This window comes from Streptomyces koelreuteriae (assembly GCF_018604545.1).
Lineage (GTDB): Bacteria > Actinomycetota > Actinomycetes > Streptomycetales > Streptomycetaceae > Streptomyces > Streptomyces koelreuteriae.
In genome coordinates, this window is the sequence record NZ_CP075896.1 from 5,682,288 (window position 1) to 5,706,724 (window position 24,437).

The 24,437-nt window shown below is 71.6% G+C and carries 19 protein-coding genes; 14 read left to right on the forward strand and 5 right to left on the reverse strand.

The annotated features are described in order from the left end of the window. Positions 1-41 precede the first annotated feature (41 nt). Both KJK29_RS25630 and KJK29_RS25635 read right to left on the reverse strand, forming a co-directional pair. A complete protein-coding gene (locus tag KJK29_RS25630; protein WP_215121470.1) occupies positions 42-497 on the reverse strand; it encodes a response regulator in 456 nt (151 codons plus the stop codon). Then, a complete protein-coding gene (locus KJK29_RS25635) occupies positions 494-4,561 on the reverse strand; it encodes a HAMP domain-containing protein (protein ID WP_456115113.1) in 4,068 nt (1,355 codons plus the stop codon). Before KJK29_RS25635 ends, KJK29_RS25630 begins: the two co-directional genes overlap by 4 nt. 318 nt (positions 4,562-4,879) lie before the next feature. Between KJK29_RS25635 and KJK29_RS25640 the strand changes: the two genes are divergently transcribed. Next, positions 4,880-6,970 carry a SpoIIE family protein phosphatase gene (locus KJK29_RS25640; RefSeq protein WP_215124458.1) on the forward strand — a complete coding sequence of 697 codons (2,091 nt, stop codon included), beginning with the start codon at positions 4,880-4,882 and terminating at the stop codon, positions 6,968-6,970. Positions 6,971-6,997: 27 nt separating this feature from the next. Continuing rightward, positions 6,998-8,230 carry a radical SAM family heme chaperone HemW gene (gene hemW, locus KJK29_RS25645; RefSeq protein WP_215121472.1) on the forward strand — a complete coding sequence of 411 codons (1,233 nt, stop codon included), beginning with the start codon at positions 6,998-7,000 and terminating at the stop codon, positions 8,228-8,230. 181 nt (positions 8,231-8,411) lie between these two features. Here the strand turns inward: hemW and KJK29_RS25650 are convergent, their stop codons facing one another. Continuing rightward, positions 8,412-9,215 (reverse strand): DUF3097 domain-containing protein, encoded by an 804-nt coding sequence (locus KJK29_RS25650; RefSeq protein ID WP_215121473.1) that lies wholly within the window; start codon positions 9,213-9,215, stop codon positions 8,412-8,414. Between the two features lie 31 nt (positions 9,216-9,246). Continuing rightward, a complete protein-coding gene (locus KJK29_RS25655) occupies positions 9,247-9,978 on the reverse strand; it encodes an MBL fold metallo-hydrolase (protein ID WP_215121474.1) in 732 nt (243 codons plus the stop codon). 173 nt (positions 9,979-10,151) lie between these two features. Here KJK29_RS25655 and hrcA point away from each other — a divergent pair, with 173 nt between their 5' ends. From hrcA to KJK29_RS25700, 9 genes are all read left to right on the forward strand, one after another. Further along, positions 10,152-11,168, forward strand: coding sequence for a heat-inducible transcriptional repressor HrcA (gene hrcA / locus KJK29_RS25660; protein WP_215121475.1), 1,017 nt, complete (start codon positions 10,152-10,154; stop codon positions 11,166-11,168). After that, positions 11,168-12,304: a molecular chaperone DnaJ gene (gene dnaJ, locus KJK29_RS25665; RefSeq protein ID WP_215121476.1), complete on the forward strand. Its 1,137-nt coding sequence runs from the start codon at positions 11,168-11,170 to the stop codon at positions 12,302-12,304. Before hrcA ends, dnaJ begins: the two co-directional genes overlap by 1 nt. Positions 12,305-12,392: 88 nt before the next feature. Then, entirely contained in the window at positions 12,393-13,469 is a 1,077-nt protein-coding gene (locus KJK29_RS25670) for a nitronate monooxygenase (RefSeq protein ID WP_215121477.1), read from the forward strand. After that, complete coding sequence (locus KJK29_RS25675; RefSeq protein ID WP_215121478.1) at positions 13,466-14,206, forward strand: 16S rRNA (uracil(1498)-N(3))-methyltransferase; 741 nt, start codon at positions 13,466-13,468, stop codon at positions 14,204-14,206. Before KJK29_RS25670 ends, KJK29_RS25675 begins: the two co-directional genes overlap by 4 nt. A gap of 441 nt (positions 14,207-14,647) precedes the next feature. Then, positions 14,648-15,175, forward strand: a complete 528-nt coding sequence (locus KJK29_RS25680; protein ID WP_215121479.1) for a hypothetical protein — start codon at positions 14,648-14,650, stop codon at positions 15,173-15,175. A 45-nt stretch (positions 15,176-15,220) separates the two neighbouring features. Further along, positions 15,221-18,424 (forward strand): S41 family peptidase, encoded by a 3,204-nt coding sequence (locus KJK29_RS25685; protein WP_215121480.1) that lies wholly within the window; start codon positions 15,221-15,223, stop codon positions 18,422-18,424. Positions 18,425-18,545: 121 nt separating this feature from the next. After that, on the forward strand, positions 18,546-18,899 hold the full coding sequence (locus tag KJK29_RS25690) for a histidine triad nucleotide-binding protein (RefSeq protein ID WP_215121481.1): 354 nt from the start codon (positions 18,546-18,548) through the stop codon (positions 18,897-18,899). Between the two features lie 6 nt (positions 18,900-18,905). Next, positions 18,906-19,811 carry a ribonuclease Z gene (locus KJK29_RS25695; protein WP_215121482.1) on the forward strand — a complete coding sequence of 302 codons (906 nt, stop codon included), beginning with the start codon at positions 18,906-18,908 and terminating at the stop codon, positions 19,809-19,811. 20 nt (positions 19,812-19,831) lie between these two features. After that, the gene (locus KJK29_RS25700; protein ID WP_215121483.1) at positions 19,832-20,824 is read left to right on the forward strand and encodes an adenosine deaminase; all 993 of its coding nucleotides are present in this window, start codon (positions 19,832-19,834) and stop codon (positions 20,822-20,824) included. A gap of 16 nt (positions 20,825-20,840) precedes the next feature. Here KJK29_RS25700 and KJK29_RS25705 read toward each other — a convergent pair whose 3' ends face one another. Further along, positions 20,841-21,899: a heme/hemin ABC transporter substrate-binding protein gene (locus tag KJK29_RS25705; RefSeq protein ID WP_215121484.1), complete on the reverse strand. Its 1,059-nt coding sequence runs from the start codon at positions 21,897-21,899 to the stop codon at positions 20,841-20,843. Between the two features lie 148 nt (positions 21,900-22,047). On the opposite strand from KJK29_RS25705, the gene KJK29_RS25710 reads away from it, so the two are divergent. The 3 genes from KJK29_RS25710 to KJK29_RS25720 all read left to right on the forward strand — a co-directional run bounded on the left by KJK29_RS25710 (position 22,048) and on the right by KJK29_RS25720 (position 24,430). Next, a complete protein-coding gene (locus tag KJK29_RS25710) occupies positions 22,048-22,800 on the forward strand; it encodes a hypothetical protein (protein ID WP_251057937.1) in 753 nt (250 codons plus the stop codon). Between the two features lie 46 nt (positions 22,801-22,846). After that, on the forward strand, positions 22,847-23,806 hold the full coding sequence (locus KJK29_RS25715; protein ID WP_215121486.1) for an HtaA domain-containing protein: 960 nt from the start codon (positions 22,847-22,849) through the stop codon (positions 23,804-23,806). 84 nt (positions 23,807-23,890) lie between these two features. Then, entirely contained in the window at positions 23,891-24,430 is a 540-nt protein-coding gene (locus KJK29_RS25720) for a hypothetical protein (protein WP_215121487.1), read from the forward strand. Positions 24,431-24,437: the final 7 nt, after the last annotated feature.

Sequence of the window (24,437 nt, forward strand, 5' to 3'; positions counted from 1 at the left end):
CTGCGGGTTGTTCGTGGTTGCTCGCGCAGTTCCCCGCGCCCCTAGGGTGCGTCCCCCACCCGGCTTCGCAAGTTCTGGATCTCCTTTCTCAGGCGTTCCACCTCTCTGCCCTTGCGGTAGAGGTCCAGGAAGACGCTGACCTTTGCTCTCAGGACCCAGGGGTCGAAAGGCTTGGTCAAGTAGTCCGCGGCGCCTGTCGCGTAGCCGCGGAAGGCGTAGCCCGAGTCGTCGTCCGCTCCGGTCAGGAAGATGATCGGGACGTCTCGGGTCTGGTCCAGGCGTTTGATGTGGGCGGCTGTCTCGAAGCCGTCCATGCCCGGCATGCGGATGTCGAGCAGGACCAGTGCGATGGGCTGGCGCAGCAGGGCCTTCATCGCCTCCTCGCCCGAACGGGCGCGCACCAGCGGTTCGTTGAGGGAGGCGAGGACGGCCTCCAGGGCCGTCAGGTTGTCCTCCATGTCGTCGACCAGGAGGATTCCGGCGTGTTGGGTGCTCATGACGGTCGGGTCTCCTCCGCCGGGTCTTCTGCGTCCATCGCGTGGTCCGGGTCCAGCAGTTCGCACACGACCGTCAGCAGCCGGTCGATGTCCACCGGCTTGGGCACATAGTCGTTGGCGCCGCGGGCGATGGACTTCTCCCGGTCGCCCGGCATCGCCTTCGCGGTCAGCGCCACGATCGGCAGGCCCGTCCAGCGGGGTGCGCGGCGGATGGCGGAGATGGTCTCGTAGCCGTCCATCTCCGGCATCATGATGTCCATCAGGACGAGCTCGACGTCCGCGCTGCGCTCCAGGGTCTCGATGCCCTCGCGGCCGTTCTCCGCGTACAGCACGGTCATGCCGACCCGGCCCAGGACATGGGTCAGGGCGAACACGTTGCGGATGTCGTCGTCGACGATCAGCACCCGGCGCCCGGCCAGTATCCGGCCCGGCCTGCCGGACGTCCACGCCTCCAGCTTGGTCGGCGCCGGCCAGGAGTCCTCCGTGTCGTGCGCGGCCGGATAGGGGCCCACCGTCGACTGAAGGGGCAGGGGCAGGGCCGCGCGCTCCTCCGGGACCAGGACCGGCGGCGCCGTGTGGCCGGGGCTGACGACCGGGACGTACAGGGTGAACCTGGAACCCTTCCCGGGCTCGCTCTCGGCGACGATCCGGCCGCCGAGCAGGCCCGCGATCTCCCGGCTGATCGACAGACCGAGGCCGGTGCCGCCGTACTTGCGGTTGGTGGTGCCGTCGGCCTGCTGGAACGCCTCGAAGATCACCGGGAGTTTCTCCGGCGCTATGCCGATGCCCGTGTCGGACACGGCGAACGCCACGACGTCATCGGCGTCCCTGACGCCCCCGCTCTCGGCCTCGCTCGTGCGGGGCGACCCCCGTCGGTGCTCGGCGTCCTGTACCCGGTCGACCCGCAGCTCGACCTTGCCCGACGCGGTGAACTTGATCGCGTTGGACAGCAGATTGCGCAGGATCTGCTGGATCCGCTGTTCGTCCGAGTACATCTCGCGCGGTACGTCCTCGCCGACCGCGACCTCGAAGGCGAGCCCCCGGTCGATGGTGAGGGGGCGGAACGTGGCGTGGACGTAGTCGAGCAGCTTGATGAGCGGGAGCCGCTTGGGGCGTACGTCCATCCGGCCGGCCTCGATCTTCGACAGGTCGAGGATGTCGTTGATCAGCTGGAGCAGGTCCGAGCCCGAGCGGTGGATCGTCGTCGCGAACTGCACCTCCTGGTCGGAGAGGCGGCCGTCCGGATTGTCGGAGAGCAGCCGGGCCAGGATCAGCAGGGAGTTCAGCGGGGTGCGCAGCTCGTGCGACATGTTCGCCAGGAACTCCGACTTGTACTGCGAGGACGTGGCCAGCAGGGCGGCCTTCTCCTCCAGTTCGGCGTTGGAGCGCTGCAGCTCGCCCTGCTGCTTCTGGAGTTCGTCCGAGCGCTCCTGGAGCTGCATGGCGAGGCGCTGGGACTCGCCGAGCAGGGACTCCGTGCGGGAGTTGGCGATGATCGTGTTGATGGCGACACCGATGGTGTTGACGAACTGGTCGAAGAACGCCAGGTGCACATCGGAGAAGCGGGAGAACGAGGCGAGCTCGATGACACCGAGGAGCTTGTCCTCGAAGAGGATCGGGATGATGACGATCGTGGTCGGGGCGGCTTCGCCCAGTCCGCTGTTGATCTTGATGTAGTCGGGCGGGGCGCCCTCCACCAGGATCCGCTTCTTCTCCCGGGCCGCCTGCGCGACCAGGCCGTGCACGGGCAGGCCGCCGGTCTCCACCGTCGCGTCCTGGGCGGCGCCGTAGCCCGCGATGAAGGCCAGGCCCTTGATCGGCACGGTCGTGCGCAGGGTCGCGCCGTCCTCGTCCGGGTCGGCCAGGTAGAACGCGCCGTACTGGGCGTTCACCAGCGGGGTCAGCTCCCTGAGTATCAGGTCGGCGACCTCCATCAGGTCGCGATGGCCCTGCATCAGGGCGGCCAGGCGGGCCAGATTGGACTCCAGCCAGTCCTTCGCGCGGGTCGTCTCGCGGAGGTTGGCCACCATGAGGTTGATGTTGTCCTTCAGCTCGGCGACCTCGCCGCGCGTCTCGACCGTGATCGAGCGGGACATGTCGCCCTGGGCCACCGCGGAGGCGACCTCGGCGATCGCGCGGACCTGAGTGGTGAGGTTGAGCGCGAGTTCGTTGACGTTCGTCGTCAGGCGCTTCCAGGTGCCGTAGACGCCCTCGACCCGGGCCTGGCCGCCCAGTTGGCCCTCACTGCCGACCTCGCGGGCCACGCGGGTGACCTCGGAGGCGAAGGAGGACAGGGTGTCGACCATCGTGTTGATGGTGGTCTTCAGCTCCAGGATCTCGCCGCGCGCGTCCACGTCGATCTTCCGGGACAGGTCGCCCTGCGCCACGGCCGTCGCCACCTGGGCGATGTTGCGGACCTGGGAGGTGAGGTTGTCGGCCATGTAGTTGACGTTGTCCGTGAGGTCCCGCCAGACCCCGGAGACACCCAGCACCTGGGCCCTTCCGCCGAGCCGGCCGTCGGTGCCGACCTCGCGGGCCACCCGGGTCACCTCGTCGGCGAAGGCGCGCAGCTGCTCCACCATCGTGTTGACGGTGTCCTTCAGCTCCAGGATCTCGCCGCGGGCGTCGACCGTGATCTTCTTCGACAGATCGCCGTTGGCCACGGCCGTGGTCACCTGGGCGATGTTGCGGACCTGGGAGGTCAGGTTCAGCGCCATGAAGTTGACGTTGTCGGTGAGGTCCTTCCAGACGCCGGAGACGCCCCGGACCTGGGCCTGACCGCCGAGGTTGCCTTCCGTGCCGACCTCGCGGGCCACGCGGGTGACCTCGTCGGCGAAGGCGGAGAGCTGATCGACCATCGTGTTGATCGTGGACTTCAGCTCCAGGATCTCGCCCTTGGCCTCCACCGTGATCTTCTTGCCGAGGTCGCCCTGGGCGACGGCGGTGGAGACGAGGGCGATGTTCCGCACCTGGGAGGTGAGGTTGTCCGCCATGAAGTTGACGTTGTCGGTGAGGTCCTTCCAGACCCCGGAGACGCCCCGCACCTGAGCCCGGCCGCCGAGATTGCCCTCGGTGCCGACCTCGCGGGCCACGCGGGTGACCTCGTCGGCGAACGCGGAGAGCTGGTCCACCATCGTGTTGATGGTCGACTTGAGCTCCAGGATCTCGCCCTGCGCGGCGACCGTGATCTTCTGGGACAGGTCGCCGTTGGCGACGGCCGTGGTCACCTGGGCGATGTTGCGGACCTGGGAGGTCAGGTTCGACGCCATGAAGTTGACGTTGTCGGTGAGGTCCTTCCAGACCCCCGACACACCCCGCACCTGAGCCCGGCCGCCCAACTGGCCCTCGGTGCCGACCTCGCGGGCCACGCGCGTGACCTCGTCGGCGAAGGCGGAGAGCTGGTCGACCATCGTGTTCACGGTCAGCTTCAGCTCCAGCAGCTCACCGGTCGCCTCCACCGTCACCGTGCGGGTCAGATCGCCCCGGGCCACCGCCGTCGTCACCGCCGCGATGTCCCGCACCTGCGCCGTCAGCCGGGACGCCATGGTGTTGACGGCCTCGGTGACGTCCCGCCAACTGCCCGACAAGCCCCGCACATTGGCCCGGCCGCCCAGCCGGCCCTCGGTGCCGACCTCGCGCGCGACCCGGGTCACCTCGCCCGTGAACAGGGACAGCTGGTCCACCATCGTGTTGACGGCCCGGCCGAGACGACGCAGGTCGCCGCGTAACTGCCGGGTCCCGTCGTGCAGATCGACCCGCTGGGTCAGATCGCCCCCGGCCACCGCGTCCAGCACGCGCGTGGCGTTCGCCGCGGGCGCGACCAGGGCGTCGAGCAACTGGTTCACGTCGTTGACGCGGGAGGTCCACAGGCCCTGGCCCGGGCTGGCGGAGAGGCGCTCGTCGAGCCGGCCGTGCCGCACCAGCTCCCGTCGGACGCGCTGCACCTCGGTGGTGAAGTGGACGCTGCGATCCATGATCTGGTTGTAGACCGCGGTGAGTTCGGCCACCATCCCGTGGCCTGATTCCGGCACTTTGGTGAAGTCGCCGTCGCGTGCGGCGGTCATCGCGGCGAGGAGTGGACGCAGATCGGATGTACGAATCTGACCGTCTTCGTACCAGTCTTCGACCACAGGAGTAGCTGTGTTCTCACTCATGGCGGCCCACTTCGGTAACTCGGCGCTTATGGGCGTGGCCAGTCTGTCACTCTGTCGGCATCGACTGTGGCGTATTCGTACGAACTGCCCGGGGAGCTGTCCATGGGGGCCATTCCGACGCAACGGGAGACCGCCTCCCGTGCCTCGCAGGCGCCTGCACACGCCTCGGAGACGCCTGTGTCCGTTGAGGACGAGCCCGTTTCCGAGAAGCCCGCACCGACTGCCGAGATGCTCACGCCCGACGCGTGCGCCTCGGCCTGCGCGGCGCCCGCACCCATATCCGAGGCGCCCGCACAGGAGCGCGCGCGGGCGCACGCGACCCTGTCCGGCAGCTCGCTCGCGCCGGGCACCGCACGCGCCCTCGTGCGCTCGGCGCTCGCCGAGTGGACCCGGCTCGGCCTGCCCGGCACCGAGCACCTCACCGACCGCCTCGCCGACGACGCCACGCTCGTGGTCAGCGAACTCGTCACCAACGCCGTCGTGCACGCCGGCACGGACGTCGAGCTGGAGTGCCGGTTGGAGGACGGTGACGGCGATGACAGGGATGGCAAGGGGACGGCCGCCCTCGTCGTAGAGGTCTGCGACCACCATCCCTCGCGCGCCCCGCGCGGCGGCGAACCGGAGACACCGCACGACATGCCCGAGTACGGGCGCGGCCTGCGGCTCGTCGGCGCGCTCTCCGAGGCCTGGGGCATCACCTACCGCACGGGCCGCAAGACCGTGTGGGCGCGGTTGCCCGCCGCGGGGTGCGCGGCGGGCGAGCAGATCGAGGCGTACGCCGAGGAGCAGGCGCTGGCGCGCGGGCTGCGGGTGGCGGAGATCCTGGCGCCTGAGCCGCCCGAGGGGTGGGAGACCGAGGAGCCGGGACAGACGGGGGAGACCGGGCGGCGGTGGCGTGACCGGCACGACCGTCACGACCCGCGGGACTCCCGCGGCTTACGGGACTGGCGTGACTGGAACGACGTACGGGACTGGCGGGACCGCCACGAGGGCGGCGGGGAGGGACGCGACGGTGCCTGGCTGGGCCGCGGCGCCCTCTCCTTCCTCGCCGAGGCCTCCGACCTGCTCGCCGGACAGCTCGACGAGGATCTGGTCGCCGCCCTCGCCGGGCAGCTCATCGTGCCGCGGCTGGCCGACTGGTGCGCGGTGTGGCTGGAGGACGAGGCCACCGGCGGCTGGAGCGGCGGGGCAGGAGGCGGGGCGCGACTGGCCCGGGTCTGGCACGGCAGCGAGAACCGCATCGAGGAGCTGCGCCGGGCCCTGGAGAAAGACCCGCCGCACCCGTCCGACCCGCCCGGGTCCGGGCCCGTCGACTACCCCTGGCCGGGCGAGGCGCTCGGTGACGCGCCGGGCGAACCGGGCTCGGCACTCGCCTACCGGCTGGTCGCCGGGGGACGCCCGCTGGGCACCCTGGTCATCGGCCGTTCCGGCGCCGCCGGCTTCCCCGACGAGATCACCGGCCTCGTGGAGGACCTCAGCCGCCGCGTCGCCCTCGCCATCGGCGCCGCCCGCCAGTACGCCCGCCAGGCCACCATCAGCGCCGTACTCCAGCGCGGACTGCTGCCCGGCGCCGTCGCCGAGATCCCCGGGGTGCGCAGCGCCCTCGTCTACGAGCCGTACGACAAGGGCGGGCCCAGCGGCGACTTCTACGACCTGTTCCCGGCCGGAGACGGCCGCTGGTGCTTCGCCGTCGGCGACGTCCAGGGCAAGGGGCCCGAGGCGGCCGTCGTGATCGGCCTGGCCCGGCCCTGGCTGCGGCTGCTGGCCCGCGAGGGCTACCGGGTCGCCGACGTCCTCGACCGCCTCAACCAGCTCCTGCTCGACGACGCCACGGAGGCCGCCGACGCGGCGGCCCGGGCGCTGGTGGCCGCGGGCGCCCGGCCGACCCTGCCCGGCGACGGCCCCCAGACGCGCTTCTTGTCCCTGCTCTACGGCGAACTGGTCCCCTTCGACGGCGGCGTCCGCTGCACCGTCGCCTCCGCCGGGCACCCGCTCCCACTGCTGCTCGGGGCGGGCGGCGAGGTCAACACGACAGCGCAGCCGCAGACCCTCCTGGGCGTCGTCGAGGACGCCACGTACACCAGCGACACCTTCGAGCTGCGGCCCGGCGACACACTGCTGTGCGTCACCGACGGTGTGACCGAGCGCCGCTCCGGCTCCCGCCAGTTCGACGACGAGGACGGGCTCGCGGCGGCGCTGGCCGGGTGCGCGGGGCTGGACGCCGAGCTCATAGCCGAGCGGATCAAGCGGCTGGTGCACGAGTTCGGGGCGCGGCCGCCGGCCGACGATCTCGCGCTGCTGGTGCTCCAGGCGGAGTGAGTGCCCCGGTGCTGGACAATGGAAGGCATGCCTTCCGCACTTCCCGACGGCGAGCCCGTCCCCGACGACGGCGCGCTGCCCGCCTCCGCGCTCGCCGGGGCCGCCGACCGCCCGCTCGGGTTCTATCTGCACGTCCCGTACTGCGCGACCCGCTGCGGCTACTGCGACTTCAACACCTACACGGCGACCGAGCTGCGCGGCAGCGGCGGTGTGCTGGCCTCCCGCGACAACTACGCCGAGACGCTCGTTGAGGAGGTCCGCCTGGCGCGCAAGGCGCTGGGCGATGATCCGCGGCCCGTCCGTACGGTGTTCGTGGGCGGGGGGACGCCCACGCTGCTGGCCGCCGGTGATCTCGTACGGATGCTGGGCGCGATCCGTGACGAGTTCGGACTCGCGCCGGACGCCGAGATCACGACGGAGGCGAATCCGGAGTCGGTGGATCCGGCGTATCTGGAGGCGCTGCGGGAGGGCGGCTTCAACCGGATCTCGTTCGGCATGCAGAGCGCGCGGCAGCATGTGCTGAAGGTGCTGGACCGTACGCATACGCCCGGGCGGCCCGAGGCGTGTGTGGCGGAGGCGCGGGCGGCGGGTTTCGAGCACGTCAATCTGGATCTGATCTACGGCACGCCGGGGGAGAGCGACGACGACTGGCGGGCCACGCTGAGCGCGGCGCTGGGGGCGGGGCCGGACCATGTCAGCGCGTACGCCCTGATCGTCGAGGAGGGGACGCAGCTGGCCCGTCGTATCCGGCGGGGCGAGGTCCCCATGACGGACGACGACGTCCACGCCGACCGCTATCTCATCGCCGAGGAGGCGCTGTCCTCGGCGGGCTTCGAGTGGTACGAGGTGTCCAACTGGGCGACCTCGGAGGCCGGGCGGTGTCTGCACAACGAGCTGTACTGGCGGGGGGCCGACTGGTGGGGGGCCGGGCCGGGGGCGCACAGCCATGTGGGGGGCGTGCGGTGGTGGAACGTCAAGCATCCGGGCGCTTATGCGGGGGCACTTGCGGCGGGGCGGTCGCCGGGGGCCGGGCGTGAGGTGCTGGCGGAGGAGGATCGGCGGGTCGAGCGGATTCTGCTGGAGTTGCGGTTGCGGGAGGGGGTGCCGTTGGCGTTGCTGCGGGAGGAGGGGCTTGCCGCGTCGCGGCGGGCGCTGTCCGAGGGGTTGCTTCAGGAAGGGCCGTATGGGGAGGGGCGTGCGGTGTTGACCTTGCGGGGGCGGTTGCTGGCGGATGGGGTTGTGCGGGACCTCGTCGACTGAGGTGCTCGGGGTTCGTGCTGGGGCCGGGTGGGTGCGCAGCCCGGCGTGGCGGGGTGCCGCTGCGCCCACCCGTGCCGCCCTTAGCGGCACGCATGCCCGCAGCTAGGCGGGAGCAGCGGTCCGCGGCTGAGCGGGGTTCCGTGGCGCGCGGCACAGGCGGATTCGGCGGCCGCAGCGGCAGCTACGCCGGTGCCGTTACGAAGTCGATCAGTTCCTCGACCCTGCCCAGCAGCTCTGGCTCCAGGTCCTTGTACGAATGCACCCCCGACAGGATCCGCTGCCAGGCCGCGCCCGTGTTGGGCGGCCAGCCCAGGGCCCGGCAGACGCCCGTTTTCCAGTCCTGGCCGTGGGGGATGCGGGGCCAGGAATCGATGCCCAGGGCCGACGGCTTCACCGCCTCCCAGATGTCGATGTACGGGTGGCCCACCACCAGGGCGTGCTCGCTTGTCACCGACTCGGCGATGCGCCATTCCTTGCTGCCCGGGACCAGGTGGTCCACCAGGACGCCGAGGCGGGCGTCCGGGCCGGGGGCGAAGTCGGAGACGATCGCGGGGAGGTCGTCGACGCCCTCCAGGTACTCCACGACCACGCCCTCGATGCGCAGGTCGTCGCCCCACACCTTCTCGACGAGTTCGGCGTCGTGCCGGCCCTCGACGTAGATGCGACCGGCGCGGGCGACACGCGCGCGTGCGCCGGGGACGGCCACCGAGCCGGAGGCGGTGCGCGTGGGGCGGGCGGGGCCGGACGCCGGGCGGACCAGCGTCACCACCCTGCCCTCCAGCAGGAAACCGCGCGGCTCCATCGGGAACACACGGTGCTTGCCGAAGCGGTCCTCCAGCGTCACCGTGCCCGCCTCGCAGCGGATCACCGCCCCGCAGAAGCCGCTCCCGGGCTCCTCCACCACCAGGCCCGGATCCGCCGGAACCTCGGGCACCGGCTTCGGCTTCTTCCACGGCGGGGTCAGATCGGCGGAGTACTGGCGCATTCGAATGACGATAGGAGAAGGCGTACGGCGATCACCGCGACACGCCGAAATGCGCCGCCAGCGCGTCCCGCTGGGCCCGGACGAACGCCGCGTCCACCACCGCTCCGTGACCGGGCACGTACAGCGCGTCCTCACCGCCCAGGTCGAGCAGCCGGTCCAGCGCGGCAGGCCACTGCGACGGCACGGCGTCGGGGCCCGCCTGGGGCTCTCCGGACTCCTCGACCAGATCGCCGCAGAACACCACCTCCGGATCACCGGGCACCAGCACCGCCAGATCGTGCGCGGTGTGTCCGGGGCCGACGTTCGCCAGCAGCACCTGCCGCCCGCCGCCCAGGTCGAGCGTCCACTCGCCGGAGACCAGATGGCCGGGCGGGACCAGCCGCTCCGCCGCCTCCTCGGCAGCGGGCGCCGCCAGGCCCTGGCGCACCCCGTCCTCGCGCAGTTCCTCGCGGTCCCGCACCCGCGTCAGCAGCGCGTCCACGCCCACCGCGCCGAACACCTCGGTGTCCGGGAGCGCCGCGGCGCCGAAGACATGGTCGAAGTGCGGATGGGTCAGCGCGAGATGTGTCACACGGTGACCGGTGAGTGCCCGCGCCTGCGCCCCCAACTGCGCGCCCTCGGCCAGGCTGGACCCCGCGTCGATCATGAGGACCGCCCCCTCGCCGGCGACCAGCCCGATCGTGCAGTCCCACACTGGGAGCCGGCACCGCCCCACACCGGCGGCCAAGCGCTCCCATCCGAGGTCTTCCCAAGTCACCGTCATACGGCGACGCTAGCGGGTGCGCCCCGCTCCGGGCACGACAGCGCACCACCAGCCTTGCCCGCGGCGCACCCCACCGCCGTACACTGGGCCGGGGAATGCTGGCACTCGCACGCGCAGAGTGCCAGGCCACGACAGGCAGGGCAGCAGACGGACGACTTCTGGAGGTGTGCGCGATGCTCAGTGAACGCAGGCTGCAGGTGCTGCGCGCCATCGTCCAGGACTACGTCGGCACCGAGGAGCCCGTCGGCTCCAAGGCCCTCACCGAGCGGCACAGCCTCGGCGTCTCCCCGGCCACCGTCCGCAACGACATGGCGGCCCTCGAGGACGAGGGATACATCGCCCAGCCGCACACCAGTGCCGGGCGCATCCCCACCGACAAGGGCTACCGGCTGTTCGTGGACAAGCTGGCCGGCGTCAAGCCGATGACCGCGCCCGAGCGGCGCGCGATCCAGAACTTCCTCGAGGGCGCCGTCGACCTCGACGACGTCGTGGCCCGTACGGTGCGGCTGCTCGCGCAGCTCACCCGACAGGTGGCCGTCGTGCAGTACCCGTCGCTGACCCGGTCGACCGTGCGGCATGTGGAGTTGCTCTCCCTCGCGCCCGCGCGTCTGATGCTCGTGCTGATCACGGACACCGGGCGGGTCGAGCAGCGGGTGGTCGACTGCGTGGCGCCCTTCGGCGAGGCCTCGCTCGCGGATCTGCGCGCGCGGCTCAACAGCCGTGTGGCGAACCGCCGTTTCGCGGATGTGCCGAGTTTGGTGGAGGATCTGCCGGAGGCGTTCGAGCACGAGGACCGGGGTACGGTTTCCATGGTGCTCTCCACGCTTCTGGAGACGCTCGTCGAGGAGAACGAGGAGCGGCTGATGATCGGCGGCACCGCCAATCTCACCCGCTTCGGGCATGACTTTCCCCTGGTGATCCGGCCGGTGCTGGAGGCACTCGAGGAGCAGGTCGTGCTCCTCAAGCTGCTCGGCGAGGCGAAGGATCCGGGCGTGACCGTGCGAATCGGTCATGAGAACGCCCACGAAGGACTCAACTCCACGTCCGTCGTGTCGGTCGGCTACGGTTCGGGCGGCGAGGCAGTCGCCAAGCTCGGCGTGGTCGGACCGACCCGCATGGATTACCCGGGAACGATGGGAGCGGTACGCGCAGTGGCACGGTACGTCGGACAGATCCTGGCGGAGTCGTAGTGGCCACGGACTACTACGCCGTACTCGGCGTGCGCCGCGACGCGTCGCAGGAAGAGATCAAGAAGGCCTTCCGGCGGCTCGCACGCGAGCTGCACCCGGACGTCAACCCCGATCCGAAGACCCAGGAGCGGTTCAAGGAGATCAACGCCGCTTACGAGGTGTTGTCGGACCCGCAGAAGAAGCAGGTCTACGACCTCGGCGGCGACCCGCTCTCGCAGGCCGCCGGCGGCGGCGCGGGCGGCTTCGGAGCCGGTGGCTTCGGGAACTTCTCCGACATCATGGACGCGTTCTTCGGCACAGCGTCGCAGCGCGGTCCGCGCTCGCGCACCCGCCGCGGCCAGGACGCGATGATCCGTATCGAGGTCGAGCTCGACGAGGCCGCCTTCGGTACGACCAAGGACATCCAGGTCGACACGGCCGTCGTCTGCACCACCTGCAGCGGCGAGGGTGCCGCGCCGGGGACCAGCGCGCAGACGTGTGACATGTGCCGCGGCCGCGGTGAGGTGTCCCAGGTCACCCGGTCCTTCCTCGGCCAGGTCATGACGTCCCGGCCCTGCCCGCAGTGCCAGGGCTTCGGGACCGTGGTGCCGACGCCGTGCCCGGAGTGCGCCGGCGACGGCCGCGTCCGCTCCCGGCGGACCCTGACCGTCAAGATCCCCGCCGGTGTCGACAACGGCACGCGCATCCAGCTCGCCGGCGAGGGCGAGGTCGGGCCCGGTGGCGGTCCCGCCGGTGACCTCTACGTCGAGATCCACGAACTCCCGCACTCCACGTTCCAGCGGCGCGGCGACGACCTGCACTGCACGGTGACGATCCCCATGACGGCGGCGTCCCTCGGCACGAAGGTGCCGCTGGAGACGCTGGACGGCATGGAGGAGGTCGACATCCGCCCGGGCACCCAGTCCGGCCAGTCGATCCCGCTGCACGGCCGGGGCATCACGCACCTGCGGGGTGGCGGGCGCGGCGACCTCATCGTCCATGTCGAGGTCCAGACGCCGACGAAGCTCGACCCCGAGCAGGAGCGGCTGCTGCGCGAGCTGTCCAAGCTGCGGGGTGAGGAGCGGCCCACGGGGCAGTTCCAGCCTGGGCAGCAAGGGCTGTTCTCGCGGTTGAAGGACGCCTTCAACGGGCGCTGATCGGTTTCTTCGGGCGCCTTTTCCTCTGGTCTATGCCACACGGCAGGCCGGTTTCGGAGTTGTTCGGAGGACGTGACAACATGCGGTCATGTCCTCCGCGCTGACCGATCTCTTTCCGCACCCGATCGTGCAGGCCCCCATGGCGGGCGGCGTCTCCGTACCGCAGCTCGCCGCCGCCGTGTGCGAGGCGGGCGGGCTCGGATTCCTCGCCGCCGGGTACAAAACCGCCGACGGGGTGTACCAGGAGATCAAGCAGCTCCGGAGCCTCACGAGCAGGCCCTTCGGTGTGAACGTGTTCATGCCGCAGCCCGAGTACGCCGACCCCGCCGCCGTCGATGTCTACGCCCACCAGCTCGCCGGTGAGGCCACCTGGTACGAGGCCGAGCTCGGCGACCCCGACAGCGGCCGTGACGACGGCTACGAGACCAAGCTCGCGGTGCTGCGCGACAACCCCGTGCCGGTCGTGTCGTTCCACTTCGGCGTGCCGAGCCGTGAGGTCATCGACAGCTTGCACCGCGTCGGCACCTTCGTCCTCGCCGCCGCGACCACCCCCGACGAGGCCCGGGCCGTCGAGCTGGCCGGTGCGGACGGTGTCATCGCGCAGGGCGTCGAGGCCGGCGGCCACCAGGGCACGCACCGGGACATACCGGAGACGGACGGTTCCGGCATCGGGCTGCTGTCGCTGGTCGCCCAGATCCGGGAAACCGTGAGCATCCCGATCGTCGCCGCCGGCGGCATCATGCGCGGCGGCCAGATCGCCGGGGTCCTCGCGGCCGGCGCGAGTGCGGCCCAGCTCGGCACCGCGTTCCTCGCCACGCACGAGTCGGGCGCGAACGCCCTCCACAAGCAGGCGCTGACCAACCCCCTGTTCGTACGTACGGAGTTGACCCGGGCGTTCTCCGGGCGGCCGGCGCGTGGCCTTGTCAACCGGTTCCTGCGTGAGCACGGGCCGTACGCGCCTCCCGCCTACCCCGAGATCCATCACCTGACCTCGCCGCTGCGCAAGGCTGCCGCCAAGGCCGGGGACGCGCAGGGCATGGCCCTCTGGGCCGGGCAGGGGCACCGGATGGCCCGCGAGCTGCCCGCCGGGCAGTTGGTGGAGGTGCTGGCCGGTGAACTCGCCACGGCGCGTGCGGTGTTGTCGGGTGGGGGCGGCGTCCTGTGACGGCGCCGGTGTTCGTGGTCGAGCATTTCGACGCGGGTGGTGGCGGGCGGTATGTCCTTGATGGTCCGGAAGGGCGGCACGCTGTTTCCGTGAAGCGGCTGCGGGCCGGTGAGGACGTTGTTCTCACGGATGGGGCCGGGCGTTGGGCGGACTGCGTCGTGCTCGATACGGAGGGCAAGGACCGGCTGATCGTCCAGCTGGACTCGGTGATCGAGGAGCCCTTGGAGCAGCCCCGGGTCACCGTCGTTCAGGCGTTGCCCAAGGGGGACCGGGGGGAGTTGGCCGTCGAGACGATGACCGAGGTCGGTGTCGACGCGGTCGTGCCGTGGGCCGCTGCGCGGTGCATCACGCAGTGGAAGGGCGAGCGGGGGCTGAAGGCGCTGGGCAAGTGGCGGGCGACGGCTCGGGAGGCCGGGAAGCAGTCGCGCCGCGTGCGGTTTCCCGAGGTCGCGGAGGTGGCTACGAGCAAGCAGGTCGCTTCGTTGCTGGCGGGGGCCGACTTTGCCGCGGTGCTCCATGAGAGCGGGGATGAGGCGCTGGCGACCGCTGAACTGCCGGCCTCCGGTGAGATCGTGCTGGTCGTGGGGCCCGAAGGGGGCGTGTCGCCCGAGGAGTTGGCGTTGTTCGGGGAGGCCGGGGCGAAGGCGTATCGGCTGGGGCGCAGTGTGCTGCGCACGTCGACTGCGGGGACGGCGGCTGCGGCTGTGCTGCTGGCTCGGACCGGTCGGTGGTCCTGAGTCCCCTGTGGCTGCTTCGGTGGGGGTGCGCGTCCGCGCCTGGTCGCCGGTGGTGGGTCGGGGCCGCGTCGGGGGTGTCCGTCCTCGGAACGGCGCGATGGGGTCGGGGACCAATTGACTGTCCGTTGACGCGCCAACCGCTGCGGGCGGACACCCCCCCGACACGTCCCCTTCCGTGATCCGGCGGCTGCGGGCGCGTACCGGCTCCCGCCTTCCGGCCCAGCCGCGGGCCGCCGCACCCGCCCTAGCTGCCGCAGGCCGCCGCTGCGGGCGCCGCCCCATCCCGCCTAGCTGCGGGCATGCGTGCCGCTAGGGGCGGCACGGGTGGGCGCAGCGGTACCCCGCTGCGCCGGGTTGCGGACCCACCCGGCCCCGGCGGTGATGCCTTGGTGGCCAGTTGCCCTCTACCGTCCCGACCCCGTCGGTGGGAGGCTGCCCTTCATGGGGGCATTGAAAAGGGTCGCGGCCGTGGCCGCGTTCGCGGTGGTCGGCGTGGGCGGTGCTGTCGCCTGTGAACCCGGGGCGGGGATCAGCTCGGCGGCTGTTGCGTACACCACTGACGAAACCGTCACCAAGGAGCTCAACCGGCAGAAGGCGGGCGTGCGTTGGCTGACGTGTACCGCCTCGTACGGCGACTCCGGCAAGGGCGGGAACGCATCGCCCTCGGCGCGTGAGAAGACCGTGGCGACCGTCGACTGTGAGGGGGAGACCGAGGACGGGAAGGACATCACCGTCACCGGCAGGGTCACTCACGCGGTGGACGGCGAATGTGTGCGCGGGAAGATCACGGCCAAGGTCGACGGCAAGGTGTGGTTCGAGGTGGACGGGCTCGGCAACTGTGATGCCACTCCGTCGCCGGTGGGAGGCGGGCCGACCAACGGGCAGCCCGGGCCCGCCGTCACCGTGACCGTCACGCAGACCATCTGGTGCGAGAAGTATCCGGACTGCCGTCCTGTCGAGGGCAAGTGATCCGAAGTCTGTCCGCGTGGGGCCGTCCCTGCATAGGGTGATCGGGTGACTCAGTCCGCATCGCCTGCTTACCTCCGGTTCCCCCACGTGCACGGCGACCTGGTCGCCTTCACCGCCGAGGACGACGTGTGGCTCGCCCCTCTCGACGGCGGCCGGGCCTGGCGGGTCAGCGCCGACAACGTGCCGGTGGCCCAGCCCCGTATCTCGCCCGACGGCACCACCGTCGCGTGGACCTCCACCCGTGACGGCGCTCCCGAGGTGCATATCGCCCCGGTCGACGGCGGCCCGGCCAAGCGGCTGACGTACTGGGGGAGTTCGAAGACCCAGGTGCGCGGGTGGACGCCGGAGGGCGAGGTCCTGGCCGTCAGCACCCAGGGGCAGGCGAGCCTGCGCCGCAGTTGGGCGCGTGCCGTTCCGCTCGACGGTGGTCCGGCCACGACCCTGCCGTACGGGCCCGTCGGTGATGTCGCCTATGGGCCGAGTGTGGTTCTGCTGTCCGCGCCGATGGGGCGTGAGGCCGCCTGGTGGAAGCGGTACCGGGGTGGCGGCGCGGGGAAGTTGTGGATCGACCGGGAAGGGGACGGGGAGTTCGTACGGCTGCATGAGGAGCTGGACGGGAACGTCGAGTATCCGCTGTGGGTCGGGGAGCGGATCGCCTTTCTGTCCGATCACGAGGGCGTCGGCGCGCTGTACTCCTCCCTTGCCGACGGGGCCGATCTGCGGCGGCACACGCCGCTCGACGGGTTCTACGCCCGGCACGCGGCGACCGACGGCGCCCGGGTGGTGTACTCCAGCGCCGGTGAGCTGTGGGTCCTCGATGATCTGGACGGGGCCGAGCCGCGTCGGCTGGATGTGCGGCTGGGGGGACAGCGCGTCGATCTTCAGCCGTTTCCGCTGCATGCCTCCCGGTCGTTCGGGTCGGCGTCCCCGGACCACACCGCGCGCGGCAGTGCCGTCTCCGTGCGCGGCTCCGTCCACTGGGTCACCCACCGCGCCGGCCCCGCCCGCGCCCTCGCTGCCACGCCCGGCGTGCGGGCCCGCCAGCCGCGTGCCTTCCGCGCCGACGGCGAGGAGTGGGTGGTGTGGGTGACGGACGCCGAGGGCGACGACGCCCTGGAGTTCGCGCCCGCCACCGGGCTCGCCCCGGGAGCGACGCCGCGCCGGCTCGCCGCCGGGCAGCTCGGACGGGTGCTGGACCTCGCCATGGCGCCCGACGGCAGCCGTGCGGCCGTCGCCTCGCACGACGGGCGGCTGCTGCTCGTCGAGCGGGAGACGGGCGAGGTGCGGGAGGTGGACCGCAGCGAGGACGGTGATGTGTCGGGGCTCGTCTTCTCGCCCGATTCCGGATGGCTCGCCTGGTCCCATCCCGGGCCGCGTCCCCTGAGCCAGCTGAAGCTCGCCAACACCACCGACCTGTCGGTCACCGAGGCCACCCCGCTGCGCTTCCAGGACTACGCGCCCGCGTTCACCGTGGACGGCAAGCACCTCGCGTTCCTGTCGACCCGCTCCTTCGACCCGGTCTACGACGAGCACGTCTTCGACCTGGCGTTCGTGGAGGGGGCGAGGCCGCATCTCATCACGCTCGCGGCGACCACGCCGTCGCCCTTCGGGCCGCAGCGGCACGGCCGGTCCTTCGAGACGCCCGACCGGGAGGAGACCCCCGACAGCGAGGGCACCCCCACCACCCGCATCGACATCGAAGGCCTCGCCGACCGCATCGTGCCCTTCCCGGTCGAGGCCGCCCGCTACTCCAACCTGCGGGCCGCGAAGGACGGCGTCCTGTGGCTGCGCCACCCCGTCTCCGGGGTGCTCGGCGCTTCCAGGGCCACCCCCGACGACCCCGAGCCCAAGTCCGAGCTGGAGCGCTACGACCTCGCCCAGCAGCGGGTCGAGCATCTCGCCGTCGACGCCGACCACTTCGAGGTCAGCGGCGACGGCAAGCGGGTGCTGCTGTGGACCGACGGGCGGCTGAAGGTCGTCCCCAGCGACCGGCGCGCCTCGAACGACGACGACAGCGACTCCAACATCACCGTCGACCTCGGCCGCGTACGCCAGTTCGTCGACCCGGCCGCCGAGTGGCGGCAGATGTTCGACGAGAACGGCCGCATCATGCGGGACCACTTCTGGCGCCCCGACATGAGCGGCGTCGACTGGTCCGGCGTCCTCGACCGCTACCGCCCGGTCGTGGACCGCCTCGCCACCCATGACGACCTGGTCGACCTGCTCTGGGAGGTCCAGGGCGAACTCGGCACCTCGCACGCCTATGTCACCCCGCGCGGCGGCTATGGCCGCGGCGCCCGTCAGGGCCTGCTCGGCGCGGACATCTCCCGCCACGAGGACGGCAGTTGGCGCGTCGACCGCATCCTGCCCTCGGAGACCTCCGACCCGGACGCCCGCAGCCCGCTCGCCGCACCCGGTGTCGCCGTACGCCCCGGGGACGCGATCCTCGCCATCGCCGGACAGCCGGTCGACCCGGTCGCCGGGCCCGGCCCGCTGCTGATCGGCACCGCCGGCAAGCCGGTCGAGCTGACCATCTCCCCGTCCGGCGGCGGAGACCCCCGGCACGCCGTCGTCGTCCCGGTCGCCGACGAGGAGCCACTGCGCTACCACGCCTGGGTCGCCGACCGGCGTGCCTACGTCCACGAGAAGTCCGGCGGCCGCCTCGGCTATCTGCACGTCCCGGACATGCAGGCGCCCGGCTGGGCCCAGATCCACCGCGACCTGCGCGTCGAGGTCGCCCGCGAGGGCCTCGTCGTGGACATCCGCGAGAACCGCGGCGGCCACACCTCCCAGCTCGTCATCGAGAAACTCGCCCGGCGCATCGTCGGCTGGGCCGTGCCTCGTGGCATGCGCCCCTACAGCTACCCGGAGGACGCCCCCCGCGGCCCCGTCGTCGCCGTCGCCAACGAGTTCTCCGGCTCCGACGGCGACATCGTCAACGCCGCGATCAAGGCCCTGGGCCTGGGCCCGGTCATCGGCACCCGCACCTGGGGCGGCGTCATCGGCATCGACAGCCGCTACCGCCTCGTCGACGGCACCCTCGTCACCCAACCCAAGTACGCCTTCTGGCTGGAGGGCTACGAGTGGGGAGTGGAGAACCACGGGGTGGACCCGGATGTGGAGGTCGTCCAGCGCCCCCAGGACTACGCGGCGGGCAGAGACACCCAACTGGACGAGGCAATCCGCCTGGCACTGGAGGCACTGGAAGCCAGTCCCGCAAAAACGCCCCCGGCTGTGCCAACCCTCTAGGGGCGCGGGGCTGTGTCGATTTGCGGCTCCGCCGCGTGGGCGCGACCAGCCACAACGCACCCGCACCCGACGACGATACGATGCCCAAGTCGGACCACACGGCCCAACCTCCGGAGGAGACATGGCAGGGGAGCCCCAGGAAGACTGCCTGTTCTGCAAGATCGTCGCCGGCACCATCCCGGCGACCATCGTGCGGCAGACAGACACCACCGTCGCGTTCCGCGACATCAACCCCCAGGCCCCCACCCACGTCCTGATCATCCCCAAGGCGCACTACGAGAACGCCGCCGCCCTCGCCGCCGCCGACCCCGGCCTCACCGCGGACGTGATCCGCGAGGCCCAGGCCGTCGCCGACGAGGAGAAGCTCGACAGCCACCGCCTCGTCTTCAACACCGGCAGCGGCGCCGGCCAGACCGTCTGGCACGTGCACGGCCATGTGCTCGGCGGCCGCGGCCTCGAATGGCCCCCCGGGTAGTGCGCCTTGTCCGTACGTGAACTCGTCGTCCTCGGCACCGCCAGCCAGGTGCCGACCCGGCACCGCAACCACAACGGCTACCTGCTGCGCTGGGACGGCGAGGGCATCCTCTTCGACCCCGGGGAGGGCACGCAGCGCCAGATGCTGCGGGCCGGGGTCGCCGCGCACGACCTGAACCGGATCTGCGTCACACACTTCCACGGCGACCACAGCCTCGGCCTCGCCGGCGTCATCCAGCGCATCAACCTGGACAAGGTGCCGCACGAGATCACCGCGCACTACCCCCGCTCCGGGCAGCGCTTCTTCGACCGGCTCCGGTACGCCACCGCCTACCGCGAGACCGTCGACATCACCCAGTCGCCCGTCTCCGCCGACGGGCCCCTCGCCCGTACGGGCACCTACACGCTGGACGCCCGGAAGCTGTCGCACCCCGTGGAGTCGTACGGCTACCGGATCGTCGAGCCCGACGGGCGCCGGATGCTGCCCGAGCGGCTCGCCGCGCACGGCATCAAGGGGCCGGACGTCGGACGGATCCAGCGGGAGGGCTCGCTCGGCGGGGTCGCGCTCGACGAGGTGAGCGAGGTGCGGCGCGGGCAGCGGTTCGCCTTCGTCATGGACACCCGGCTGTGCGACGGGGTGTATGCGCTAGCCGAGGGCTGCGACATGCTCGTCATCGAGTCGACTTTCCTTGATGAGGACGAGCAACTCGCCGTCGAACACGGGCATCTGACGGCGGGGCAGGCCGCGCGGGTGGCGCGGGACGGTGGGGTGCGGCATCTGGTGCTGACCCACTTCAGTCAGCGGTACACGGACCCGGAGGAGTTCGAGCGGCAGGCGCGGGCCGCCGGCTACGAGGGTGAGCTGACCGTCGCGCACGATCTACTGAGAGTGCCGGTTCCGAAGCGTCGGTGAATCAGCCGTACGATGAATTGATGTCCCTCCCCAAAGCCGAACTGCACCTTCACATCGAAGGCACCCTGGAACCGGAACTCGCCTTCGAGCTCGCCGCGCGCAACGGCGTCACGCTGCCGTACGCCGACACGGACGAGCTGCGCGAGGCGTACCGGTTCGAGGACCTGCAGTCCTTCCTGAACCTGTACTACGAGCTCATGGCCGTCCTGCGCACCGAGCGCGACTTCGAGGACCTGGCCAACGCATACCTCGCCCGCGCCGCCGCCCAGGGGGTCCGGCACGCCGAGATCTTCTTCGACCCGCAGGCCCACACCAGCCGCGGGCTGGAGATCGGCACGGTCGTCGAGGGGCTGTGGCGGGCGCTGGGCAGCAGCGAGGCCAACCACGGTGTCTCGACCCGGCTGATCCTGTGCTTCCTGCGCGACGAGTCCGCCGAGTCGGCCCTGGCGACCCTGGACGCGGCGAAGCCGTACCTGGACCGGATCACCGGCGTCGGCCTCGACTCGGCCGAGGTCGGGCACCCGCCGGTGAAGTTCCGCGAGGTCTACGAGGCCGCCGCCGCGCTCGGGCTGCGGCGGGTCGCGCACGCCGGTGAGGAGGGGCCGCCGGAGTACATCACCGAGGCGCTGGACATCCTCGGCGTGGAGCGGGTCGACCACGGCCTGCGCTGTGTGGAGGACCCGGCGCTGGTGGAGCGGCTGGTGCGGGACCGGGTGCCGCTGACGCTGTGCCCGCTGTCGAACGTACGGCTGCGGACCGTCGACACCCTCGCCGACCACCCCCTGCCCGCCATGCTGGACGCCGGGCTCATGTGCACCGTGAACTCGGACGACCCGGCCTACTTCGGCGGGTACGCCGGAGAGAACTTCGACGCCGTGCGCGCCACCCTCGGCCTCAGCGAGGAGCGGCTGCGCGAGCTCGCCCGCAACTCCTTCCTCGCCTCCTTCCTGGAGGACGACGAGGAGCTGCGGGCGCGGTATCTCGCCGAGGTGGAGGCCTACACCTTCCTGTAGGTCCGGTGCGGTTTATTCACTTCTCGTGGATGCGGTCCACCAGGATGTCGATGACCAGCGGCGTGCGCGGGCCGTAGCCCAGCAGCACGCCGTCCTCGACGTCGACGACGCGGCGGTTCATGCCGGCGGGGGTCTGGGCGATGCCGGGGATCTTGACGAGGCCGTCGATGCCGTCGACCGATTCCAGGCCCTTGGACATCATCAGGATGACGTCCGGCTGGGCCTGGGCGAGGGCCTCGGTGGTGATGGGGGTGAAGGGCTTGTCCAGGCCGGCTTCGGTGCCCGCGTCCACCGCTCCCGCCGCCTCGATGAGGGAGTCGGCGCCCGAGCCCTTGCCGCCGATCAGATAGACGGCCGCGCTGCCGCGCAGGTAGAGGAACGCCACCTTGGGCTTGCTGCCGGCGGGCACGGCGTCCCGGGCGGCGGCGAGGTCGGAGCTCATCCGCCGGTTGAGCGCCTTGCCCGCGTCGGGGACGCCGAGGGCCTCGGCGATACGGGTCGTGCGCGTGGTGACGTCGGACAGCTTCGTCGCCGGGTCGAGGACGACGACGGGGATGCCGGCGTCCCGGATCTGCTCAAGGGCCTCGTCGGGGCCGGTGTCGGTGTCGGCGAGCACCACGGTCGGCCGCAGGGACAGCACGCTCTCCGCGCTCACATCGTGCGCCTTGGTGACCTGGGGGAGTTTCTTCGCCTCGGCGAAGGTGGCGGTGATGTCGCGGCCCACGACCTGGTCGCCGAGACCCAGCGTGAACACGATCTCCGCGACGCCTCCGTTGAGCGGCAGGATGCGGGAGGCGTCCTCGACGGTGACCTTCCGGCCGTCGGAGGAGTCGACGGTCACCGGCAGTTTCGGGGTGGGGGCCTTGCCCTTCAGGGGCACGATCGTGTTCTTCGCGAGCTGCTTCTCGGCCGCGGCGGCCCGGGCGCTCGCGGAGGCCGGTGAGGCGTCCGAGCCGCCCGAGGGCGATGCGCCGCCGCCCGAGCCGCAGGCGCCGGTCAGCAGTCCGAGGGTGAGGGCGAGTGCGGCGAGGGTGCGCCTGCGGGCGGGGGGACGGCATCTCGCTGAGTTGAGCATGGCTCCACTTTTCCTCTCTCGCGACGCACAATTGACGGTTAGTTTAGGTTAGGCTCACCTTAATAATCCGTGGTGGGGGTGTTTCATGCCATCGTCAAGTGGCCTGCGCCGCAAGGAAGTTGCCCGATATCGGGGAGCTTGGGGGACAGTGGGCGCCGTCGCGGCCCTGCTCTTCTCGGCCGCCGCTCCGGCCGTTGCCGCAGGTGGTTCGGCGACCGGTCCCGAGGGGCAGAAACTCACCGTCTCCAAGTCCTCCGGCCTGAAATCGGCGGGCGAGACGGTGACCGTCACGGGCTCCGGCTACAACACGGAGAAGGGCATCTACGTCGCCTTCTGTGTGGACAACGGCCCGGGCAAGACCCCCACTCCCTGTGTCGGCGGCGTCGACATGTCCGGCGAGTCCGGCGCTTCGGCCTGGATCTCCTCCGACCCGCCCTCGTACGGGGACGGGTTGGCGAAGCCGTACGGCGGCAGCGGGCACGACGGCACCTTCAGCGTGAAACTCAAGGTGCGCGCCAAGGACGCCAACACCGACTGCACGAAGACCGGCGTGACCTGTGCCGTCATCACGCGCAACGACCACACGCGCGGTGGCGACCAGAGCCAGACGGTCCGGGTGCCGGTGACCTTCGGCGGCGGTTCGTCCGGGGACGGCGGTGCGTCGGCGACGCCGAGCGCGACCGCCGGGGCGAGCACGACCGGCGGGGGCGGCACGGGGAGTTCCGACGGCGGCGGTGGTGGCGGCGGGAGCGGCGACGAGGGCTCCGGCGGTCCACTGGCCAGTACCGGCTCCGCCGCGCTGCCGCTCGGGCTGGCCGCGGGCGGGCTGGTCGCCGCCGGGACCGGTACCTGGTTCTGGGCACGCAGGCGCCGGGTCGCCGGGCGCACGGACGTGAGCTGACTCGACTGCCGTCCCGGCACGGCATGTCCCGGAAGGGGATACGAAGATGGCGAAAAGACCCGGCGCCGTCGCCCTGGCCGTCGGTGCCGCCCTGTGCGCGGTGCTGTCGCCGGGCGCGGCGGCCGCGCAGGAGGGGGAGGCCCTTCCGCGCGAGGTGTCCGGAGGGTACGCGAACTGGGACACGGACGTGCCCGGCCTCACCGGCAGAGGGATCGCGCTGACCGCGGACCGGCCGGCCGTACAGGGGGCGGCCGATCGGTCCTCGTTCCCGGCGACGGGAGGCGGCGCGGATCCCGGAACCGGGGCGGCGGAGGTCGAGTTGGGCGGCATCGCCCGTCTCGAACGGTCCGCCGGGCCGGGCGATCCCCTCGTCCTGGGCGGCCTGCGGCTGGAGTTGAGCGGCGGCGGGGACGGCGGTGCGCTGCATGTCCGGGCCGTACGTGACGGACGAGCCCAGGAGGTGACGCTCGCCGAATTCGCGGCGGGCGGCGCCGAACCCGCCGTCCGTGCGGGCGGGATGACCTGGACCGGCCTGCGGGCGTCCCTCACGGACGAGGGGGCGGTGCTGCTGTCCGACTGGAGCGGGGAGCGGTTCGCGTCGGGGGACGCGCTGGGGGTGTTGGACGTGACGGCCGGGACCGGGGCCGGGGACGGCGCTTCCGGTGACGTACCGCCGTCGCCGACCCCCACGACCCCGGACACTCCCGCGCCCGAACCTCAGCGGGAGCGAACGAGCGCGCCCGTGGCCTCCGTCGCCCACTCCGCCCTCGCTCCCGGCGAGGAACAGCGGGTCACCGGCGAGGGCTTCGCGCCCGGCGCGGTCGTGCTCGTGGCGATCGACGGCGACACCCGCTACCAGGCGGTGGCCGACGAGGACGGCCGTGTCGCCCGGGCCTTCCCGGTGTACGCCACGGCCGTCGAGGGCGGGCACACGGTCGAGTTGTCGGCCGTGACCGGGCAACAGGGTGCCGCTGTAGCGCAGTTCACGGTCCGTACGGCGAATTGACTCTTGCTTAGTTAGGTAAGGCTTACCTAATCTTTGCTCGCTGTCGACCAGCGAGGTCGACCGATGAGAAAGGGCTCGTACCCCATGAGATCCGCCTTCTCCGCCCGTACCGCCGCCCGTGCCGGCGTGGCCGTCGCCGCGTCCGCCGCCCTCACCCTGGGCCTGGCCGGCTCGGCCTCCGCCGCCACCTCGACCCGCACCATCACCGACGGCGGCACCACGTACAACCTGTCGGTGACCGCCCCGAACACGGCCTCCGCGGCCGGTCAGGTCATCAACGTCACCGGCTCCGGCTTCAACCCGGGCCAGGGCATCTACGTCGGCCTGTGCGTGGTCTCGGGCGCTCCGGGGGCCGCCAAGCCGACCCCCTGTCTGGGCGGCCAGGACGAGAGCGGCTCCACCGGCGCCTCGCACTGGGTGAACAACACCTTCGGCGGCATGTTCGCCAACAGCTCCAAGTTCACCGCCGGCGGCACCTTCAACGTGAACATCTTCGTCAAGGCCACCCTCGACAACGGCCAGGTCTGCGGTGAGGACGTCACCTGTGCCGTCGTCACCCGCGCCGACCACTTCGACAGCGGCGACCGCAAGTACGACGTCCACGTCCCGGTCACCTTCCAGTGACGGCTGA

Bases quoted from the DNA above. Each gene is read 5' to 3' on its own strand.
- KJK29_RS25630 (WP_215121470.1), bottom strand. From the start codon at position 497: ATGAGCACCCAACACGCCGGAATCCTCCTGGTCGACGACATGGAGGAC.
- KJK29_RS25635 (WP_456115113.1), bottom strand. From the start codon at position 4,561: ATGACCGCCGCACGCGACGGCGACTTCACCAAAGTGCCGGAATCAGGC.
- KJK29_RS25640 (WP_215124458.1), top strand. From the start codon at position 4,880: ATGCTCACGCCCGACGCGTGCGCCTCGGCCTGCGCGGCGCCCGCACCC.
- hemW (WP_215121472.1), top strand. From the start codon at position 6,998: ATGCCTTCCGCACTTCCCGACGGCGAGCCCGTCCCCGACGACGGCGCG.
- KJK29_RS25650 (WP_215121473.1), bottom strand. From the start codon at position 9,215: ATGCGCCAGTACTCCGCCGATCTGACCCCGCCGTGGAAGAAGCCGAAG.
- KJK29_RS25655 (WP_215121474.1), bottom strand. From the start codon at position 9,978: ATGACGGTGACTTGGGAAGACCTCGGATGGGAGCGCTTGGCCGCCGGT.
- hrcA (WP_215121475.1), top strand. From the start codon at position 10,152: ATGCTCAGTGAACGCAGGCTGCAGGTGCTGCGCGCCATCGTCCAGGAC.
- KJK29_RS25670 (WP_215121477.1), top strand. From the start codon at position 12,393: ATGTCCTCCGCGCTGACCGATCTCTTTCCGCACCCGATCGTGCAGGCC.
- KJK29_RS25680 (WP_215121479.1), top strand. From the start codon at position 14,648: ATGGGGGCATTGAAAAGGGTCGCGGCCGTGGCCGCGTTCGCGGTGGTC.
- KJK29_RS25690 (WP_215121481.1), top strand. From the start codon at position 18,546: ATGGCAGGGGAGCCCCAGGAAGACTGCCTGTTCTGCAAGATCGTCGCC.
- KJK29_RS25700 (WP_215121483.1), top strand. From the start codon at position 19,832: ATGTCCCTCCCCAAAGCCGAACTGCACCTTCACATCGAAGGCACCCTG.
- KJK29_RS25705 (WP_215121484.1), bottom strand. From the start codon at position 21,899: ATGCTCAACTCAGCGAGATGCCGTCCCCCCGCCCGCAGGCGCACCCTC.
- KJK29_RS25715 (WP_215121486.1), top strand. From the start codon at position 22,847: ATGGCGAAAAGACCCGGCGCCGTCGCCCTGGCCGTCGGTGCCGCCCTG.
- KJK29_RS25720 (WP_215121487.1), top strand. From the start codon at position 23,891: ATGAGATCCGCCTTCTCCGCCCGTACCGCCGCCCGTGCCGGCGTGGCC.